At 43.2% G+C, this 20,242-nt stretch carries 17 protein-coding genes; 9 read left to right on the top strand and 8 right to left on the bottom strand.

Features of this window, described 5'->3' with window-relative positions; all coding sequences use genetic code 11:
* Positions 1-47: 47 nt before the first annotated feature.
* Positions 48-587 (bottom strand): thioredoxin family protein, encoded by a 540-nt coding sequence (locus tag F612_RS0108465; protein ID WP_157760478.1) that lies wholly within the window; start codon positions 585-587, stop codon positions 48-50.
* Positions 588-803: 216 nt separating this feature from the next.
* Between F612_RS0108465 and hemC the strand changes: the two genes are divergently transcribed.
* From hemC to F612_RS0108445, 4 genes are all read left to right on the top strand, one after another.
* The gene (gene hemC / locus F612_RS0108460; protein ID WP_019557336.1) at positions 804-1,745 is read left to right on the top strand and encodes a hydroxymethylbilane synthase; all 942 of its coding nucleotides are present in this window, start codon (positions 804-806) and stop codon (positions 1,743-1,745) included.
* Positions 1,746-1,772: 27 nt separating this feature from the next.
* Positions 1,773-2,582 carry a uroporphyrinogen-III synthase gene (locus F612_RS0108455; protein WP_019557335.1) on the top strand — a complete coding sequence of 270 codons (810 nt, stop codon included), beginning with the start codon at positions 1,773-1,775 and terminating at the stop codon, positions 2,580-2,582.
* A 96-nt stretch (positions 2,583-2,678) separates the two neighbouring features.
* The gene (locus tag F612_RS0108450) at positions 2,679-4,121 is read left to right on the top strand and encodes a hypothetical protein (RefSeq protein ID WP_019557334.1); all 1,443 of its coding nucleotides are present in this window, start codon (positions 2,679-2,681) and stop codon (positions 4,119-4,121) included.
* Positions 4,122-4,228: 107 nt separating this feature from the next.
* On the top strand, positions 4,229-5,413 hold the full coding sequence (locus F612_RS0108445) for a heme biosynthesis HemY N-terminal domain-containing protein (RefSeq protein ID WP_019557333.1): 1,185 nt from the start codon (positions 4,229-4,231) through the stop codon (positions 5,411-5,413).
* A 181-nt stretch (positions 5,414-5,594) separates the two neighbouring features.
* Here F612_RS0108445 and F612_RS0108440 read toward each other — a convergent pair whose 3' ends face one another.
* The 3 genes from F612_RS0108440 to xthA form a co-directional block, all read right to left on the bottom strand.
* On the bottom strand, positions 5,595-6,575 hold the full coding sequence (locus F612_RS0108440) for a phospholipase A (RefSeq protein WP_019557332.1): 981 nt from the start codon (positions 6,573-6,575) through the stop codon (positions 5,595-5,597).
* A gap of 25 nt (positions 6,576-6,600) precedes the next feature.
* A complete protein-coding gene (locus tag F612_RS0108435; RefSeq protein WP_019557331.1) occupies positions 6,601-7,281 on the bottom strand; it encodes an FAD-binding oxidoreductase in 681 nt (226 codons plus the stop codon).
* Positions 7,282-7,371: 90 nt separating this feature from the next.
* Positions 7,372-8,193, bottom strand: coding sequence for an exodeoxyribonuclease III (xthA, locus tag F612_RS0108430; protein WP_019557330.1), 822 nt, complete (start codon positions 8,191-8,193; stop codon positions 7,372-7,374).
* 328 nt (positions 8,194-8,521) lie between these two features.
* Here xthA and purU point away from each other — a divergent pair, with 328 nt between their 5' ends.
* Entirely contained in the window at positions 8,522-9,379 is an 858-nt protein-coding gene (gene purU / locus F612_RS0108425; protein WP_019557329.1) for a formyltetrahydrofolate deformylase, read from the top strand.
* 81 nt (positions 9,380-9,460) lie between these two features.
* Here purU and F612_RS0108420 read toward each other — a convergent pair whose 3' ends face one another.
* Genes F612_RS0108420 through F612_RS0108410 form a run of 3 tightly spaced genes read right to left on the bottom strand, consistent with a single transcriptional unit; the run spans position 9,461 to position 14,698 of the window.
* Positions 9,461-11,707, bottom strand: a complete 2,247-nt coding sequence (locus F612_RS0108420) for a GNAT family N-acetyltransferase (protein ID WP_019557328.1) — start codon at positions 11,705-11,707, stop codon at positions 9,461-9,463.
* Positions 11,707-13,707, bottom strand: a complete 2,001-nt coding sequence (locus tag F612_RS0108415; RefSeq protein WP_019557327.1) for a putative bifunctional diguanylate cyclase/phosphodiesterase — start codon at positions 13,705-13,707, stop codon at positions 11,707-11,709. Before F612_RS0108415 ends, F612_RS0108420 begins: the two co-directional genes overlap by 1 nt.
* Before the next feature lie 49 nt (positions 13,708-13,756).
* A complete protein-coding gene (locus F612_RS0108410; RefSeq protein ID WP_019557326.1) occupies positions 13,757-14,698 on the bottom strand; it encodes a sulfurtransferase in 942 nt (313 codons plus the stop codon).
* Between the two features lie 236 nt (positions 14,699-14,934).
* On the opposite strand from F612_RS0108410, the gene mnmC reads away from it, so the two are divergent.
* From mnmC to F612_RS0108395, 3 genes are all read left to right on the top strand, one after another.
* Positions 14,935-16,947 (top strand): bifunctional tRNA (5-methylaminomethyl-2-thiouridine)(34)-methyltransferase MnmD/FAD-dependent 5-carboxymethylaminomethyl-2-thiouridine(34) oxidoreductase MnmC, encoded by a 2,013-nt coding sequence (gene mnmC / locus F612_RS0108405; RefSeq protein WP_019557325.1) that lies wholly within the window; start codon positions 14,935-14,937, stop codon positions 16,945-16,947.
* An 88-nt stretch (positions 16,948-17,035) separates the two neighbouring features.
* Positions 17,036-18,037 (top strand): hypothetical protein, encoded by a 1,002-nt coding sequence (locus F612_RS0108400; RefSeq protein ID WP_019557324.1) that lies wholly within the window; start codon positions 17,036-17,038, stop codon positions 18,035-18,037.
* A gap of 55 nt (positions 18,038-18,092) precedes the next feature.
* Positions 18,093-18,332 carry a hypothetical protein gene (locus tag F612_RS0108395; RefSeq protein ID WP_019557323.1) on the top strand — a complete coding sequence of 80 codons (240 nt, stop codon included), beginning with the start codon at positions 18,093-18,095 and terminating at the stop codon, positions 18,330-18,332.
* 78 nt (positions 18,333-18,410) lie between these two features.
* Here F612_RS0108395 and thiD read toward each other — a convergent pair whose 3' ends face one another.
* On the bottom strand, positions 18,411-19,295 hold the full coding sequence (gene thiD, locus F612_RS12455) for a bifunctional hydroxymethylpyrimidine kinase/phosphomethylpyrimidine kinase (RefSeq protein WP_019557322.1): 885 nt from the start codon (positions 19,293-19,295) through the stop codon (positions 18,411-18,413).
* Positions 19,296-19,424: 129 nt separating this feature from the next.
* Between thiD and F612_RS0108385 the strand changes: the two genes are divergently transcribed.
* The gene (locus F612_RS0108385) at positions 19,425-20,183 is read left to right on the top strand and encodes a competence/damage-inducible protein A (protein WP_019557321.1); all 759 of its coding nucleotides are present in this window, start codon (positions 19,425-19,427) and stop codon (positions 20,181-20,183) included.
* Positions 20,184-20,242: the final 59 nt, after the last annotated feature.

The raw sequence follows: 20,242 nt of genomic DNA, 5'->3' as shown, positions 1-20,242 counted from the left end.
AAACCTTTTGCTTAATCTGATTAATCTTAATAAAGATGAAATGCTGGTTAATTTTTTTGTGCCTGTTTCGCCTGAAGATAAAGAAGTTCAGGCGTAATTGGAATTTGTTTGTCGAGTCCCATATTCTGGTATGCGATATTTAAATGTTGATGGATAAGGCCTGCATAGAGTGTTATTTCTGGAATTCCGACAATTCGCGGGGCCACCTCTTTACCTTCGCCATCAAAAAAGAGAACCGTCGGCGTTAGATCGGCGTTGAGTGCGTAAGCCCAATTAGACTTTTTAATCAATTGGCCATCCCAGCCAGGAATCGGTTGGTTTTCGTCCACTCCAACATGGCGCATTAATACGACTTTTCCTTCGTACAATCCATTCAGTGCCATCGGTGTAAAAATTTCCTCATTAAGCTGTTGGCAGAACTCACACCATTCAGCGCCAAACATAACCAAAATGGGCAATTGCTGTTGTTTAGACTGCATCGCCAGCTCTTGTAGATTTTGGAGCTCCTTAAAGTGGGCGTGTTTGGCCGCTTGAGCAGAGGTGTCACACCCCGTCAATAAACATAAGCTGATAACAACACTTATCATGAAGGCTTTCACCACAAGTAATCTCCTACCTTTGTCGTGTGGTTAACCTTGGATTAAAGAGAAAGAGTCACTCGGTTAACGAAAGAGAGCGGCATATTAAATGGATAAGGGGTTATTTTAACTAAAACTCTAACAGGATTTTCAGTAAAATGGACTGATAATGAAAAATCAGAATAACCGACTGACCGATGTCGGGTTAAATAAATGGGAGATCGAATGAAAAAGACCTTGAGAATCGCAACACGTAAAAGCCCTTTAGCGATGTGGCAAGCTGAGTTTGTTAAAGCTGAGCTAGAGAAGATTTTTCCTGCGCTCGAGATTGAGTTACTACCGATGTCAACCAAAGGTGATAAGATTTTAGATGTGCCTTTAGCAAAAATAGGTGGTAAAGGTTTATTTATTAAAGAATTAGAGGATTGCATGTTGGCTGGTGAGGCTGATATTGCCATCCACTCTATGAAAGATGTGCCAATGGAGCTACCAGAAGGCTTTGCTTTAGGTGCCATTTTAGAACGTCATGCACCGACCGATGCCTTTGTATCAAATAACTATGCAACGTTTGACTCCTTACCAAAAGGCGCAATTTTAGGCACCTCGAGCTTACGTCGAAAAGCACAACTGCTGGCGGCTCGTCCTGATTTAGATGTCCGTGATTTACGCGGTAATGTGGGGACTCGTTTAGGTAAAATGGACGCTGGTGAATATGATGCCATTGTTCTTGCAACGTCTGGTTTACAACGTTTAGAGTTAGATGAGCGAATTCGTCACGAAATTTCACCAGAGCTTTGTTTGCCAGCCGTGACTCAGGGGACTTTAGGCATCGAGTATTTCGAAAATGATCAGGAAACCTTAGAGATCATCAAAGTCTTAAACCATCGTGATTCGGAGATTCGCTCTATTGCCGAACGTGCTATGAATCACCGCCTAGAAGGCGGTTGCCAAGTGCCTATTGGAGTCTTTGCAGAACTTGATGGTGATAAAATATTTATACGCGGTTTGGTCGCTGAGTTAGATGGTTCTGTTGTTTTAACCGCGAGTATCGAAGGCGATAAAAAAGATGCCAAAGCATTAGGAACTACTTTAGGTGAGAAGCTACTCGCCCAGGGTGCGAAAGCTATTTTGGATGAAGTTTATGCCTCTGACTTGCATAAAGGGTAATCGGGCGCGTTTGAGGAGGTTACGTTAATGCGAAACTTGCCACGTTTTACCTTGCTGAATACACGGCCAGAACATCAGGCAGAAGGTCTGTCTGAGTCGGTTAAGCAAGCGGGTGGCCAAGTCTTGTATTGTCCAACATTAGAGATTCAATGGGATTCTCAAAAAGTCTTAAGGACATCTTTAAGCAAAGACTTAGAGCAGTATGATAAGGTCATTTTGACCAGCGTGAATGCTGTGCAAGGGGTTTTAAGAAGCCATCTTAAATTGAGATCTGCTGTTGAGTTTTCGAAGACTCAATTTTTTGCCATTGGTAAAGCAACTCAACAAGCTGCACTGGATGTTCAACTGCCGGTTGCGTGTTTAGGAAAAGGGCCTTATGACAGTGAAACGCTATTAAAGCACCCTGCTATGCAGGCTATGAAAGGTCAGTCGATACTTATTGTCAAAGGGCAGGCAGGCCGTAATTTATTAAAGGATCAGCTGACAGCAAGAGGCGGTTTGGTGGATTATTGGGATGTTTACAAAAGGGTTTCAGCTCCATTTTGTCCCCAAGCCTGGCGTTCTTTTATCAACGCTTCTCAGCCCATTCTGTTGATCACCAGTGTGGCGAGTTTTGAAAGCTTAATGGCGAATTTACTTCAATTTGAGACAGGTTATCAATTATGCTCGGATGGACAAAAACAATCCAACCAGGCCTGGTCATTTCTTAGCAACACGATTGTTTTTAGTCAAAGAATTAAACAAGTTATGTTCCAACAGGGTTGGCCGACAGATATCCTAGTGGTGACTGAACAGAGTGATTTAGGTATTATTCAAACCATCGAACAGAGTTTATAATCTCTAACAGAACGCTCCAAATTCTCAGAACGACACGTAGCATACTTAAGCGGACAATTTCTTAAACTAGGGTAAGTCTTAAATAGGTTAAACAATATGACAAAGCAGGATAAAACCTCCAATACAGGGCGTTCCCAACAAGCGATTGACACCTCAGCCGCATTGGAAGGTGAAGTGTTAAACAAACACGCTGAGCAGAGTATCGAAGAAAAAAGTGCCAAAGGGCGCGTTTATTCTAACTCCAAAGCGACCGACGCTCAGTCTGGTGCTCGTGCAAGCCAAACCCCAAAGAAACCTTCTTGGTTTACACGCTATCGTAGCTACTTGTTGTGGGTATCACTGTTTATTGTGGTCATTCTGGTTCTGTTTGTAACGCGCCCGAATAGCGCGTGGCTGGTACAGCATATCAATACTTTGCAGTCCGATGTTTCTCAACTTTATAAAGATAACCAGGCATTGGAATCTAGGCTGGCCGCACAAGAATCCAAAGAGACCAACTCCCAAAAAACCGTAGAGAGTGCCGTAACGGAAGCGCTTACTCGCACAGAATTAGTTAGTCAGTCTGATTTGGATGGTCTCAAAAATTCAATGCAGCAACAGTTGCTCCAGCTTCAGGAACAGTTTTCATCGTTGAGCAAAACGGCTAGCCTTCCATCTGAAGATCTTCAAAAAAGCACTGAACCATCTTTTAATTCAGAGATTGAAGCTCAAAAACATTCAGGCACCACTGAAGCTTCTGTCAAACCGTTAGTCGAAAAATTTCAAACCCAAATAGATGAGCTCGCTTCTAGAATTAGTGAGTTATCTGATTTTAATGCGCATCAACAGGCATTAACCACTCAACAGGCTTTAAGTACATTTCAAATTCAGCAGTGGATTGTTGAAATCAATACACAATGGGTTATGCAAGGTCGTGTTGACCAGACCACCCAACAGTTATTGGCTTTAGAACAAGCCGTTGGGTTAAGTGACTTTCCCAAAGTGACGACTTTAGCACGTTTGATTGGTCAGGATTTGACGAGTTTGGCACTCCTTCAAAAGAGCGCACAAAGAGATACACTGATCAACACCCAGGCTTTAAAAGAGGCGGTGAAGACCTTATCCCTCAACGGTAATAAGGCTTCAAAAGTGAATAATAAACCTATCATAGAGAGACCTGGTGCAGCCAGTCATGAAAAAATCTATCTCGGCGAAGAGATTAGTTCTCAATCAGCATTTGATCAACTCATGACACGATTTGGACAGATGATTTCACTGAAAAAGCGTGAGACTCCGGCTGAACAAACTCAAGTAGAATCGTTGATTATGCACGATGTATTCATACAAAGAGCGTTGTTAATGGTTGATCGTATAGATTGGGCATTAGAGACTGAGTCGGTTAACCGCTTGTCTATTGCAACGGCTGATTTACAGAAATTTATAATGGATCATTTTGAGGGACAATCGCCGACATTTTTACGTCTATTGGAGCCTTTCAAGACATTGAGGTTCGACTTTCGCCAGCCATTGGCCATTATGACGGTTCAAAGCGAATTGTAGTCAAGTGATTACAAAATGAAAATCATACTTTAACCTTACCTATCAGTTTTAGGGTATTAAGAAAAGCTTAGTACCCCCAATGTTTCAGTAAAGGGATAAAAAAGCACATGCGATTAATCTTAATTTGGGCGATTGTTTTTTTAGTAGGCACTGGTTTAGCAACCTTGCTACTGTATGACAATGGTCAGGTTTCTATGGTTTGGAACGACTGGGTTATCGAAACGAGTCTGAGTTTTTTAGTGGCTGCTGTGGCGGTGGCTTTTATATCAGGCTATTTTCTGATTCGTCTGTTTTTAAACCTTTGGCATCTACCTGTTTTCTGGCGTCACAGCCGACGCTTGCATCGATACAGTAAAGCCGAAAATTCTATGGCAAAAGGGATGATTGCCTTAGAGTATGGAGACTGGCAAACGGCTGAAAAACAGTTGATCAAAAGTGCTAAACAGAGTGAAGCCGGTCTGGTTCATTATTTGAGTGCTGCCAAGATGGCTCATAATCAAAAGGCATATGACCGGCGCGATCAGTATCTCCAGCAGGCACGTGACGAGTACGTTTCTGATTATGTCACCATTGGTTTAGTCGAAGCCCGTTTACTTTGGGAAGAACAGCCCGAAGTGGCATTGAGTATTCTAGAAACATTACACGAACAACACCCAAAACACATTACCATTTTGGCAGAATATAGCTTGGCATTGCGCCAATTAGGACTCTGGAAAAGATTGGAGGATTTGCTACCCGTCATCAAAAAAACACGCGCAATAGACAAAGCCGAGCTGTTGGCACTTGAACACAGTTTATTAGCAGGCAAGCTGGCCACCGCCATGGATGAAACGACACTCGATGCTTTATGGGCACAATTGAACTCTAGGCAAAAGCTCATTCCGCAAGTTTTGGTGGAATATGTGGAGCAAAGAATTGGTAGAGGTCAGGAAGTCGGTTTGGCCTTATTAATAGAAAAGGCTCTTAAAAAAGAGTGGAATGATCGTTTAGTCTATCAGTATGGGCGCCTTACGCTAGGGCCTGCATTTGAACGCTTGAAAAAAGCGGAGATGTGGTTGAAAGACCAAGAAAACAATCCCGTTCTATTATTATCATTGGGACGCTTAGCCTGTCGTAGTCAATTATGGGGCCGTGGACAAAATCACCTACAAGAGAGTCTAAAAATTCGTCCAGAGGTGGAAACGTATCATGCGCTTGCGCAATGCTATGAAGCCGAAGGTAAAGATAATCAAGCAGCCTTGACCTATAAGGAAGCGATTGTTCGCCTAGAGGGAAGTTCGCTACTCGATTAACGCCCTTAGTATGTTTTAGACCAGTTGAATAAGTAAAAATGGAGCAGATTGTGCTGATCTCGTGAGCGTTATTAGCCAGTAATAGCCCATTCACCATCAAATTAAAGTTTTGTTATGGTCTTGATCGATTCAGTGTGAGAGGTCATGAGGTATGTAAATGTTATTGGGCGATGAATCAGGCTTAGATTCGATCTGCAAGCACGATTCCAATACCGATTTTATTGGTATGGTAATCAAGATCAATTAAACTTTCACCGTAGCCGCTGAACCACTGTATATAGCCTTTTAAACGTTTTGTTAAGGGGTAAGTATAGTCAAGTTGTACGGAGCCATATTTATTCAATATATAACGATTCCGCACCTTTAATCCAAAAGAGTGTTCTCGTACTTTATAGGCGGCTTCAATCTCATAATCGCCCAAGTATTTGGCGTAGTCAAAACGGTTATCAATTTTGTCTGATTCTTCAAAACGCTGCCAAGTTTTAAAACTTAAGTAGCTGTTTTTATGTTGAAGAAATCCTTGCACGTAAAGACGGTTCCAGCCACGAGAAAGAGACCCAGATTGGCCATTGGATTGGTGACTAAGCCCTATGGCGACTTTGTGCAGGTTGTATTCTAAGAAATCTAGATCAGCATGAAATTCTGCCCATACTTCAGGCTCATGATTCGTCTCTCTAAAAGGAATAGAGTCTTTGTCATCAAAAAACTGCCAAAAAGAACGGTTGGTATAGGCGGCATAGAGATCAATATTTCTGCCCAGAACAGGTAGGTCTTTCGCCAGTGGAAATTTAAAGCTTAATTGGAATTGCAATTCTTGGTCTTTAAAATCGAGGGGGTGACCGACATTGTCTTCAAAAGGCGCTTTATTAACGCTATTGGTATAGTGCCCAATAATCGCATAGTTGAGCAGGTGCGGTGTCAGTACAAAGGGATTATCTTCAGTGAGTTGTTCATTAAGTCGACGTTTTTCCAAAGGAAGAGAAGCTGTTTTTTGACGGATGCAGGCTTGTTTTATGTCAGCAACCGTCATCTCATCCGTTGCTTGTTGCATCACTGTATTTAAACACCCTTCATAAGGTGTCAGTTCAAGCGCATTCGCTGAGACACTTGCAAGGCTTGATATACTGAGAAAGATGAGAGCAGCGCGCTTGAAATAATTCATTTTTGATCTCTTATGGTTTTTAGTTTTAACAAATAAGATGGATAGGGTCTATCTCTGCCGCCAAAAAATCTAACTTGGCTTTTTGCATCATCGGCCAAGGTCCGCACATATAGACGGTCGTATGTTCTAAGTTAGGATGTTGTTGTAAAACTTGTTCATGTACTAGGCCTGTTAAACCATTCCACAGCTCTGCTTCACCCGATATTACGGGGATGTATTGCATATTTGCATGGGTTTGCATTAAGGCCAACATAGTGTCGTGCTGGTACAGATCCGCTACCGAACGGGCTCCCCAGTAAAAGTGTACAGGAACGCCTGTACCTTGCTTAAGTAAAGAGTCTAATAAGGCTTTCATGGGCGCAAAGCCTGTGCCACCTGCCACAAATATAATAGGCTGATGTGCAGGTTGCAGTTGCATCTGGTCTTTTGGTCCCTGCATGACCAGGTGATCCCCCGTTTGCACTGCAAATAGAGCTTGCATCCATTCACTATCGTCCAGATTACGAATATGACATTCGATTAAACCATCCTCACGTGGTGCTGATGCAATCGAGAAAGGCTTAAGGTCCTCACTGTTAAATCCAAGCATAATATACTGTCCGGAAGCATACGTAATCGGATGCTCAGCTTGCATTAAAATCTGAATAATTTGTGGAGCGAGTTTTTCGACATGAACCACTTTCAGTGGGTGAATAACAGCTGTCATTTTAAATCCTATAAACCTTAACGGAATTTTTCAAACCGAAGGTTGTTGGTGATAAGGTTCTGCTTGAGTCGCTTATCTCAAGGCGTATTCTCAGAGTTTAAACTCTGTCCAAATAGGCGCGTGATCAGAAGGCTTTTCCATAGCGCGTTCTTCATAACCCACTTTACTGTCTACCGCTTTGGCATTTAACGAATGGGTCGCTAGCACTGTGTCAATTCTCAGGCCTCGACGCGGTTCACGGTCAAACCCTTTAGAGCGATAGTCAAACCAACTAAAGATATTGTCTTCTTCTGGATGAATGCTGCGAAACGTATCTTTCAATCCCCAGTTTAATAAACGTGCCCACCACTCTCGCTCTTCCGGTAAAAAGCTGGTCTTGCCGTCGCGTAACCAGCGTTTACGATTGTCTTCACCAATACCAATATCCAAATCAGTCGGCGAGATATTAAAATCACCTATCACAACGAGCGCTTGCTCACGATCACACTCGGTTTCTAAGTACGACATTAGGTCTTCATAAAAACGAGCTTTTGCGGGAAATTTAGTTTCATGTGTACGGCACTCTCCTTGAGGGAAGTAGCCATTTACCACTCGAACAGTTTCGCCATTTTCTAATTTAAAATCACCAATGATCATACGCTTTTGTGCTGTTTCATCGTCGGTTTTCCAGCCCTTTTGGGAATCGATGAGCTCAATTCCTTTGCGATATAAAAGTGCCACGCCATAGTGGGTTTTTTGACCGATAAAAATCGCGTTATAGCCCATCTCTTCAATGGCCTCGGTTGGAAAATCATGGTCTTGTACTTTGGTCTCTTGTAACCCAATAATGTCTGGTTTAATTCTATCGGTGAGTGATTGCAATTGATGTAGGCGCAGACGAACGCTATTGGTATTGAAAGAGACGATTTTCATGAGGTTTCCCAATGGCTTCAAATAATGGATAAAGGAGGTATTAATGCGCGCAATTATAGCGCAACTGACTTCAAAAATCAGTCAAAAGCATAGAAGTTGGCCGTAATGGTCTGCATACAATAGATTCAAAAAAAGCATTGGAGATACATTTTAATCAAAAATGGGCATCGCTAGGGTGGTGTGAAATTTTGTCAAGTATATAGAGGGCGTTAGGAGTGAACGACTTGATGGTTATTCAAATGAAAAAATATTTGTCGACCTTTTGCCTATGTTTGAACGCATTTGATATTATATGGGCATTATTTTCTTATGAAGAGAGTCTGTCATTATGAGTCATGTTTATCGTTTAGTCATTTCTTGCCCTGATCAAGTGGGAATTGTAGCCAAAGTTGCCGCATACATCGCTGAACAGGGCGGTTGTATCGTGGAAGCGAACCACCACACCGATCCAACAGATAATTGGTTTTTTATGCGTCACGAGATTTTAGCCAGTTCTCTTTCGGGTGATTTTGAAGCTTTTGAACAAGGCTTTCAGCCTATCGCCGATGCGTTTAACATGACTTGGTATATTTCAGATTCTGAAAAACCTAAAAAGATTGCGTTGTTTGCCTCTAAAGAGTCGCACTGTTTGGCGGATTTACTGCACCGTTGGCACGAGAATGAATTGCCGGGTGAAATTGCTTGTGTGATTGCCAATCATGACGATTTACGGTCGATGGTTGAGTGGTATAAAGTCCCGTTTCATCATGTGCCTGTTACACCAGAGACTAAGTCACAAGCGTTTGCAGAAACCGAAATTTTAGCTAAACAATATGGTGCAGACATGATTGTTTTAGCACGCTATATGCAAATTTTGCCACCGCAGATGTGTACCGATTACGCCGGGCAAGTTATTAATATCCATCACAGTTTCTTACCTTCATTTGTGGGTGCAAAACCTTACCACCAAGCGAGTGCACGTGGTGTTAAGTTGATTGGAGCCACCTGTCATTATGTGACGGAAGAGTTAGATGAAGGACCCATTATCGAGCAGGATGTGATTCGTGTGAATCACTCTAAGTCCATTGAGGATCTGAAGCGGTTAGGACGAGATGTTGAAAAAATGGTTTTGGCGCGTGGTTTGCGTTACCACCTTGAAGATCGTGTTTTAATCCATGGCAAGAAAACAGTGGTTTTTGATTCATAGAACGTTTTTTCGTTTATTAAAATACAAAAAGCCCGAGTGGACTTACGTTACTTGGGCTTTTTTGTCTGTGGTTGAGTCCATCTACGTTCGGCGCAAATCGGCTTGAAATATGCGTTGGCCGACCGTTTTGCGAGAGTCAGAAAGGACCTCGGTAAGCATTTCTTGCATGATTGTTTCCACTTCTTTGCGCCCTGACAAGTGATTATGGTGCGCAACATCTTGCCAACTCTGTTTTTTCAATACTTTATCGCCCCAAACAGCCTGCTGAAAATGGCTGGCGTGATCCAACGTTTGCGGATTCCGGATACTCCACTCCCACAGCAAACCACTGATTGACTCATATTGACGTTGTTTTGACTCATAAGCGATCGCCGACGCTTCAAGTTGCGGTTTCTGAGTTTTAAAACGAAACGTCTTTAAAACCGCTAAGATTTGCTGGGTGGGTACGAAATATAAGGGCTCGATGACGGTATGAGGAAATTGCGCTTGAAATACGCGTTGTATCGTGGCTAACGCTTGTTGTGCCATGGCGCTTAATGCCAAAGTGACCACAATATTATGGCTGCCGCTGGCTTTGTCGCGCTTTACACCAACATGAAGGGGGGTATACCCTTGATTAAACCAAAAAGGCAGAAGTTCATTGCTGGCGCCAAAACTACTGCTGAGATAATCGATACGAGCATGACGGGCGAGGTTTTGTACCGTTTTTAGAAGCTTTTTGCCAATGCCTTGCTGTTGATATTCCGGGTGCACTGCGATGCGCATAATACGCCAGGTAGAGAGTAGGCTGAAGTCTCCCGAGGCATAGTTTTTACAGAGCAGTTGTGGCACCAAATGACCATGAACACGGTTTGAAGTCGGCATAATTTTACCTTCTTCAATGCAGAGTACAACGCCGAGTAATCGGTGATTTTGTTTGGCGGTTATAATTTTCAGATTCGGGGCGCTTAAGAGTTGTTGGAAATCATTTGGACTGGTTTGGTAGTGTGCCTGAACCAGTAGTTCAAAGATTGTGTGCAATAATTTCGAATCGTTTACTAAGTCATGAATACTCTCTTCCTGGAGGGCAATATTTTCCTTGTTAAAGTGTTTTAAATCATTGACTAGATTGGACTCAAGTGGATTTGGTGTTAGAAATAAAGCCTGGTTGATTGCCGTTTCAAGTGGATCATTTTCTGCCCAACGAATCGGTTGCTTTAAGTGCAGGTTTTTCCAGTCTGGCGTGAACGTATTCAGTGTCTTTTTAAAACGTAATTCAAAGCCCCTGCCAGAACCTTCATAGCCATGCAAAGTCGTGGCGAAGACCAAACGGTGATGGCGATGCAGCAGCTGAGTCAATAAAGGGGTTGGCAGGTGTGCGGCTTCATCGACCATTAAAACATCGGCTTGTGTGGGGTTTATCATTAATTGATCGGGAGCAATGAACCTAAAGGTTTTGAGTTGATTTTGAAAACGAAAACTGACCAGGCCTGGTTGCTTTGTTTCAATGTTAATATCCAGTGTTTCAGCCGCTTTGATAACCGCCTTTATGGCGTGTTCAAATGCCATCTTTGCCTGATCAAGGCGGCTGGCAGTAAGGACGATCTCTTGTTTTCCATCCAGTAAACAGTGCACCGCTGCTAAACCTAAAGCGCTACTTTTACCGCGCCCTCTGTCAGCACTCACGACCAACGGTCGTTTTCTATGACCAAACGCAACACGGTGAATGGCTTGTATCACCTGTTGCTGATCCAGAGTCGGAAGGCGTTCTTTGAGTGAGGTTGAGATGGCAGCCTGGTCAATTAATCTTTGTGTAAAAGATTCAATTTTTAAGGAAGAGTTGGACTTTGTGTCACTCTCGCTGAGCCAGAGTACCTGTTGATGAGGTGCCTGCCATTGCTGAATAAGATGGTCAATAAAATAAGGGTGTGCTTGTTCAATGCCAAGCGGTGAGTTAAGAAATCTTGCATTGTCTGGGTTTGGCTGGGCACGCCACTCTTTGATCTCAGGTGTGAGTACGACAAATAGTCCACCGCCTTTAACCATCCCTGCAGCAATGCCGAGCGTATTGGCACTTAATCCTTCTGAGGCATCTAGAATCACACCCTCTAATTCTTGTCCTAGAGAGTGAATGAGCTGTTTGCTTTCAAGTGTTTCAAGAGTGGTATTAAGGTCTTGAGGAGAAAGTCGATCTTTTTTAGACCCTATCGAAAGCACGGTTTCAAGCGGTGTCCACAGATTTTCTAATTGGGCCGATTGCCAATCTCTTTGACCACTTAAAATCACTAAAACGCGATGGTGGTGTTGGGTGAGGGTTTGGCGTAAAAAAGTTAGATTATTGGAGGTCACTAGGGATTAAGCCACTCTGTCAGGGGTTTAGGTTTGCCAAGGTAATAACCTTGACCATAAGTAATGCCAATTTCAGTTAAGACTTTAACATCTTCCATGGTTTCAATGTACTCTGCAACCGTTTCTTGATTACGCAAAGCACTTATTTCTTGAATATACCGTATCACGGCTTTATCGGTGGGATCAGTATGCATATCTTTCACAAAGCTGCCATCAATTTTAACCACATCAAACGGTAGATTTTTTAGGTATTCAAAAGAGGACATGCCCGTACCAAAATCATCTAAAGCAAAACCAATATGTTGGTTTTTACAATATTGAATAAAGTCAGATGCTTTTGTTAAGTTACCGACGGCGGAGGTTTCTGTCAGTTCTAAACTGAGTTTTTCCCACGGAAAATCGAAAAAATCAATGGCCTGTTTTACCTTAACTTGAAATGCATGGTTGTTTAATGAGCCACCTGCCAAATTGACATGTGCTGCATGCAGGTTTTGAATGTGTTCAGGGTGTTGGGTAACGGTTTCTAAAAATGTCCACAGGACAAACATGTCAATTTCCGCCATCATTTGATAGCGTTCAGCGGTGGGCAAAAAGAAATCAGGGGGAATAAAGTTTCCTTTGTTGTCCCATAGCCGTAGCAAAATTTCATAACCGATTTTAGTCGACTCTGTTTGTAATGGAACAATGGCTTGCGCAAAAAGCTCAAAGCGTGAAGGACCGTCACCAAGCGCTTCTTTGATAAAACCAGCCACTTCAATATCACGGTCAAATTTTTGTGTACTGGAATCACCTGGCTGGTAGATATGCAGTTGATTGCGGCCAGCAGATTTTGCCGCATAAAAGGCAGAGTCAGCGGCTTTAGAGAGACCTTCTAAGGTGTATTCAAAAGGCTTAAAGGCCACTAAACCCATTGAAGCAGAGACCGATAAGGACTCTCCCTCCCAGATAAAACGGAAGTCTTTTAAGGTCGCCAACGTTTTTTGGGCTTGTTGGGTACCCTCCTCAAGTGAGCAGTTGGGAATGAGTATCATGAAATCATCTCCTCCTGTTCTTGCTAAAATACTGTTCTTTGGTAAGTCGGCCGCACAGCTCGTGGCAATCATCTTCAGTAGTTCATCACCCGCCACATGACCGACAGAGTCATTAATCAGCTTAAATTGGTCTAAGTCTATTTGTAGTAGGATATGACGGGTCACAACGGGTTGGTCTTCAGCGTGCAAGAAGTGGTCTAGTTTTGTTTGAAAGCCCTGTTGGTTGTAAAGCCCCGTGAGTTGGTCACGCTCTGCTTGGTAACGCAACTGTTCTGTCGTGGTCGAAATTTGGGACATCATTTGATTGAAACCATCAAATAACGATTTCACTTCATTTTGAGAGGTTGTGGAGAGTATGGGAAAAATATTTTTGCCCGGTTGGCTGTTTTTCATCGCGGATGCAAGGGTTTCAAAAGGTCTAGAGTAGAGTCGACTCAGCCTAAGAGTCAGAAAGAATCCAATTAGAAGTTCCAAAGGGAAGGCAATAATTAAGTAGATTAAATGTTCATTTAATTGAGTAGTGAGATCATGCATGTCAATAATGTAGACAACTTCCCCAAAAGTATATTCATCAACGGCTAAGGGCCGTTTGACATATAAATTGACCCCCGAAAAGCGTGGCTCTTCGGTTGCTTTCGCTATTAATTGATCATACTTATAAGTGGGTTTAGATTTGTATTCAAACACAGCTTGATGCTGGTCGTTATAAAGCAGCACCCGATCGACTGAGTTAAATTGCGATAAGCGGAATGAGAGGTCTGAGAAAACATCGGTCTCATTACTGACAAGGGCTTTGAGCATATCATGACTTAAAGAGTTGTTCAGGGTTTGTGAGAGATCAATAGCAAGTGCTTCGCGTTGCTTTTGATCTAACCAGTAGGTTAGGGAAAGCGTCGCCAGAGTTAGGCCTAACAGCATGAACGAGGTCAGTGCAAAAAGTTGTGAACGGATGCTAAGGCTGTGCCACATGAAGGAGGTCCTTTAATTACTTACCCTGTCATACATCGGATAACTCGATTTAATGCGTAGCAGATTTAGGCGCTTCTTTTTCAATGGCTAAACTGAAGTCATTGCCCCACTCTTTCCAAGAGGCGTCATAGTTAGCAACGTTGTAACCAAGTTCCCTCAGAGTGAAATAATTCATAGTAGAGATGCGGCCGATGGCACAGTAAAGCACCACTTTTTTAGTGATGGGAATGTCGGCGTAAAGCCTTTGTAACTCTTTAAGAGGCTTAAGGCTCGTGATTTGAGCTTCTTGCTTTAAGTTGTGCTCGGCCGGGATATTGGTGGCGCTGGGAATATGACCAAAGCGTTTGGCCGAAGATTCTAAACCACGGTAGGCTTTATTAGGTCGAGCATCGATAATCAGTTGATTGGGATTTTTTGAGGCCAAAAGGGTTGTCAGTTTAGTCGCCAAATGTTCGTGATTAATCACCGGAATATATTGGCTAGGAACCGGAGAGGGTTGGTCAAATGCAAGCGGCAAATTAAGACTCAACCAATCCGCATACCCTTTATTCAAAATCTTAACGTTTTTTAGGCCGTAGACTTCAAGCGTCCAAAACAGTCGAGCGGCATTCATCATTTGGCCATCGTCATAGATGATCACCGGAGATTCGGTATTTAGGCCTAATTTACGCAAAATATGCTGCAATGGGGTGGGTTGAACGATATGGCCATCAATACTTTTATTATGGTAAGTCCAAACCTCTGGAAAGTTTAAGGCGCCTTGAATATGACTTTGCTGATACTCCTGCTCAGAACGGCTATCTAAAATGACCAGGCCTGGTGAGTTTAGAGTTTGTTGAAGTTGCTCCGCTGAAATTCTCAAAGGCTCGGCGGCAAAGAGGGTCATGCTGACAAAAAAGAGCAAAAAACCTAAGATCGAAAGTCCTCGTGCTGACGTGAACTGTCTTTTTAGAAAGACTTCACCGTTTAAATCATTTGTCGTTTGGGCCATAAGGGCAATTCCTTTTTCATTAAATTCTCTCTTCAAGACCTTACTTTAGTACAAATTCTTTTAGAGAAGCCAGAATGAGTACATTAAATGATTGTTTTACAATTAAACAACACCATGAGAGCATGCAAAGACTCACTCAATTGAATAAGCACCTATAATAAGGGTTATTCAGCGTCTGAAGAGCAGAATAAGGCTCAGACGAAACTAGGGCAAATAATCGCAAATGATGGCAAACCATGGCACTTGAGAAACTCACTTTAGCACAAGTTACTTGGATAAATGGAATCGTTCCGCATTCGGAGCAGTTTGATGATTTCTATTTCAATACCGAGGGTGGGTTGCAGGAGATAGAACACACCTTTATTCAGCCAAATCGTTTGACGGAACGTTTCTTGGAGTGTCTTTCAGGACAGACCTTTCGAATGGCCGAAACAGGTTTTGGTTCCGGCCTTAATTTTTTGGCCGTGGCATCGCTTTGGTTGGCAAAAAGCCTGGAGGATTGTCAGCTACATTTTATCTCTTTTGAAAAGTTCCCGATGTCGTTGGCAGATTTGCAAAAAGCACACCAGGCCTATCCACCACTTTTAGAGCTCAGCCAAATTCTACAAAATCAATATCCGCTGTTAATGCCAGGCTGGCATGATATCTGGCTATTTGCAGGTCGCATTCGTTTAACGCTATGGTTCGGAGATGTACTCAAAGGCTTGTCTGAATGCGATGCTTCACCGGGTTCCAGAGTTGATGTCTGGTTGCTCGATGGCTTTACCCCCGATAAAAATCCTGATATGTGGCGTCTGGGGCTCTATAAAGAAATGTCGCGTTTAAGTCATGCTCAAACCACCTTCTCGACGTTTACCTCGGCAGGCGATGTGCGCCGCGGGCTGCAAGCGGCCGGCTTTGCTGTCCATAAAACCAGTGGTTATGGTAAAAAACGCGAGATATGTTTCGGGCATTTAGCACAGCAACGTCCTTATCATTTAAAAGCGCCCTGGTTCAGTCGACCAGAACCAATCAAAACCGGCACAGCGATTGTCGTCGGTGCAGGATTGGCGGGGGCGAGTGTCGCTTATCAATTGGCTGAAGCGGGTTGGAAAGTCACGGTGTTGGAAGAGAGCGACAGTGTGGCCAGTGCGGCCTCGGGGAATCTTGCTGGTACAGTGCATCCTCTGATTACGGCCGATTGGAATCTTCGTAGCCAATGGTATTTGCAAGGCTTTGAAGCCACTTTGCGAAGATTACTGCCGTGGTTAGCCTCTGAAGAAATCCAGGGTGATTTACAGGGAATGGTACAACTCTTAGTGACTGAAACCAGTTTAGAGCGCGTAAAGGATTCACTGGTTCGGGTCGGTTTACCGGAAGCCTTGGCGGTGTGGTTAACAACTGCTGAAGCCAGTGAAAAAATCGGCGGGCAAGTCACTGTGCCTGGACTGTTTTTTCCACAAGGCGGTTGGCTGAATCCTCCTTCGGTCGTTAAACGCTGCTTACAGCATAAAATGATTACCGTGCTTACCTCAGAAACCGTTAAATGCATTGAAAAAGTTTCAAGTTTAGACACTGACCAGGCCTGGTCAGTTGTTACACAATCAAAAAATCAATCACAAAGCTGGGATGCCGATATCGTCGTGGTGGCTACGGGCAGTTTAAACAGGGAATTAAATGCACAGTTGGGTTTGCCGATTCGTCCGGTAAAAGGTCAAGTTACACATCTTGAAGCGGATCAGCAGGACTATCCTTTGAAATATCCTCTGACCCATTCAGGTTACTCATCACCCTGCGGTAACGGCAGAGCGGTTACTGGCGCTACGTTTGAAGCCCCCAGTTTGTCAGCGGAACTTTCAATTGAAGGCCATGTGACCAATTTAGAAAACGCTAGCAAAGCATTGCCTAACTGGGTGAATGCCTCTGCAGAATCTCTACAAGGACGAATTGCTTTTAGGCCGACCACGCCGGATCATCTGCCTATTTTTGGTGCGGTAGCCGACAAAGAGTGGCTACAAGAAGCCTATTTGTCACAATCCCATACGCATGCTGTTTACCGCTATAAAGCCCAGCATTATCAAAAAGGGTTGTATGTCTCCAATGGCCACGGCCCAAGAGGCTTGATGTCAGTATTTTTAGCGGCCGAAAGTATTTTGGCTGACCTACAGGGGAGCGCGTTGGTTCAGCCTTTGTCGCTTTATCATGCCAGCCACCCGGCACGCTTTACCATTCGACAATGGCGTAGTGGTAAATTGTCTGAGAATTCATAGGTTAAGCCCGAAATTAAGGGGCATGCTTAATTAAATTCACGAGCTTAAGATAGGGTATCATGTTAAAAAAATTTACAGAGGATAAGTAGTGCAACATACAGTTTCTACACAACCAAAAGCGCACAATGAAAAAGTGTGTCATGCACCATTTTTAACGGTCTTGGTTTTGATTGCACTGTGGTCGTTTATGGTCTGGAGCTCATCGGTTCAGGCGAACATCCGTGTGACAGTGAATTCCACGGAGTCACCGGAGTTGTTTGCGCACTTAAAAGTGCTTTCAGAGGGGGGGAGTCGTGCACAAAAGTTGGCGTTTATTCAGATAAGTGTACTGCGCAGACTTTTCTTGGAACCCGCGCATAATGTGTCGAAAAAAACGATTCTCGAAAGCCAATTGCGCACCGCAATTAGAGATAAATTGCTCATGCTACCTCTTTTACAGCCCCATGATATTCAGAGCAGTGTGCAGTCAAACAAGCTGAATGTGGTGGTAGAGTGGTTACCAGAGCGACTCACTCTTCAAGTCTCTGCTAGGTTACAGATGTTAGATAAGGAGCTCACCAAATATCTAAGGATCAGCTCAAAAAGTAACCATTTTGAACAACTTAAACGACTCATGCCTGCACTGTACAATATTGAAGAGCGTCGCATTTTGCTCCAACTATTAAAGCTGAATGGTGTTGAACCTCCTCCGTTAAAAAACAGTCGTCTAGTTGTTTTTTTGGATCAGCATATCAGTCGATTGGCAACTGGATTGACATTCAATATGAAAGCGTTAGTGCGTGAAGGTCGGGAATTTGAATCGGATTTGATCACTTCTTTGGAACAGTATTCTTTGATATTTACAGCAAAGCCCGCGGATTTTATCTTGGATTATCAGTTGGATAGCGAGGGTCAAAATGACGTCAGTGGTGCGTGGTTATTTGACGCAAGAATCGCTTTATTAGCGAAATTTAACATTAAAATTGTCTCTGCTAAATTAACGCTGTCTGAAATGGCAGACAATGAGTCTCAGGCACAGCGTCAGGCGTTGGCTAAAATGGCTGACTCCCTTAGTGAAAACTTACGTGCGTTTTTATTAGAAAAGCACTAATATGCGTTTAGTGAAACACTATAACTCTGATTCAACACGATAGGAAAAATTTAAAATGAATTTATTTGGCAAGATCAGCATTATTCTTTGGCTGTTTACGTTATTGGCATTTGCCATTATGTTCGATTGGTTTGGTAGCCGTGACATCGCGGTTTCAGCCTTAGAGTATACACAGTCAGCCGTTGATAAATTGATGGAAACCGGCGATCAGATGCAGGATGTGATTGATGTGGTCAGTGAAGATAATGAGACCTTAACGGAAGCTAAAGAGGTTGTGCGTGAGAAGGTGGAGTAAATCACTATAAGCTGGACAACACCATATCGCTACTTGTTTCGTTAGGCCATCAATGGCATTGACGGTCTACTTTTCGTACTAAGCAAAGTGATTCAACACCCCTTTTCTCTCAGGCTCAGCGCTTGATTTCTCTTTCAATTGATTCGGTTGAGCTATTCGGGCGTTTTCAAGCGTCTTAAACAGATAGCTCTTGGCCTCTTTTACGGCTTGTTGTAAAGTCTGGCCTTTTGCCAGTTCTGTCGCAATCGCAGATGAGTACGTACATCCTGTACCGTGTGTATTGGATGTTTCTAATCGTATGCTTGAATAGCGTTGGATTGTGGGGTGATCCGGCGTTTTTTCATTCGGAACCACCAAGTAATCAATCGCTTCCGTTTCAACGCTATGCCCACCTTTAATCACCATACTTTGCACTCCTAAAGCAAATAAACACTGCGCTATTGCTGGTACTTCAACCGCTTTACCCATAAAAGCATGGTGTGGTTGAGAAGGGATCGCCGCCTGAATCAGGGTATTAATCTCAGGAATATTAGGTGTCACAACGGTGGCTAAAGGCAGCAGTTGAGTTATAAACAGCGGTAAAGCTTGCGTTTCCAATAATGCACGACCACTGCTACTGATCAGTACAGGGTCTAATACCACCGGTATTTTGGAGTGTTGTAGCAAACATTCAATCACCACTTTTAAAATGGCTAAGTTGGCTAACATGCCAATTTTAATGGCTTGAATATGATAGTCAGCAAGCAGGGTTTCTAATTGAAGGCGTACTATCTCAGGGGCGAGTGGATAAACAGCTGCAACACCTAAGCTATTTTGTGCCGTAATGGCAGTAGGCACCGTCAGCGCATAACCTCCCAAGGCATGAATGGTCTTTAAATCGGCTTGCAGTCCAGCGCCCGCCGAACTATCGGATCCGGCAATGCTGAGTATGGTTGGTAAGGCTTGAACAGGTGATTTTTTCATGATGTCATGATACTGCTTATCTTTTGATTATTCAGAAAAAAGCGCATAAACTGATAAATAGGGTGACCTATTTTTACCGAATAGTTGCCAATATAAAGCTTTCTAAAATAGCATGATAAGAGCAAAGAGATGATGAAAAAGCAACCTAAAATAGGCTTGATTATTATTGGCGATGAAATCATCTCTGGTAAGCGCCAAGATAAGCATCTGGTTCAGGCCAATGCTTTATTGCATCCGCGCGGTTTGCAATTAAATTGGGTGAGGCTTTTGGGAGATGAACCTGAGTTCCTAACCCAAACCCTGCGAGAGAGTTTTGCACAGGAAGGAGTGGTGTTTTGTTTTGGAGGAATTGGCGCCACTCCTGACGATCGAACTCGGCAGAGTGCTGCTTTAGCGCTAGGCTTACCGATTGAACGACACTCCCAGGCTGTCGCTGAAATTGAAGCACAGTTTGGAGAAGATGCTTATCCGCAAAGGATTCACATGGCGGAATATCCAAAAGGCGCAGTTATCATCCCTAATTTTTATAACCGTGTGCCTGGATTCTCTATTCAAAATCACCATTTTATGCCCGGCTTTCCTATGATGGCTAAGCCGATGATGGAGTGGGTATTAGATCATTACTATGTCGATTACCAGCAACCCCCTACGATTGAAAAAGCCATTCGCCTCATGAATGGCCAGGAGTCAGAGTGGGTCGATTTTATGCAACAATTTGAATTGACCTTTCCAAACTTACGCTTGTTTAGTTTACCAAGCATTAGTGAAGAGGATAAACGTACGATTGAGCTAGGGGTAGAAGGCAATGAGTCAGACGTTTTAAAAGGTTACGAGGCTTTGGTTGCCGAAGCCCAAAGGCGGAAAAGTGAATGGTTGCCAGTTTTATAAAAGGAGCATAGGGGTATTCATTTCTATTTTTGTGGCTAAAAGTCATTATGTTAAGGATT

It is taken from the genome of Thiomicrorhabdus arctica DSM 13458 (genome assembly GCF_000381085.1).
Taxonomy (GTDB): domain Bacteria; phylum Pseudomonadota; class Gammaproteobacteria; order Thiomicrospirales; family Thiomicrospiraceae; genus Thiomicrorhabdus; species Thiomicrorhabdus arctica.
This window is presented reverse-complemented; position numbering and strand designations above follow the sequence as displayed.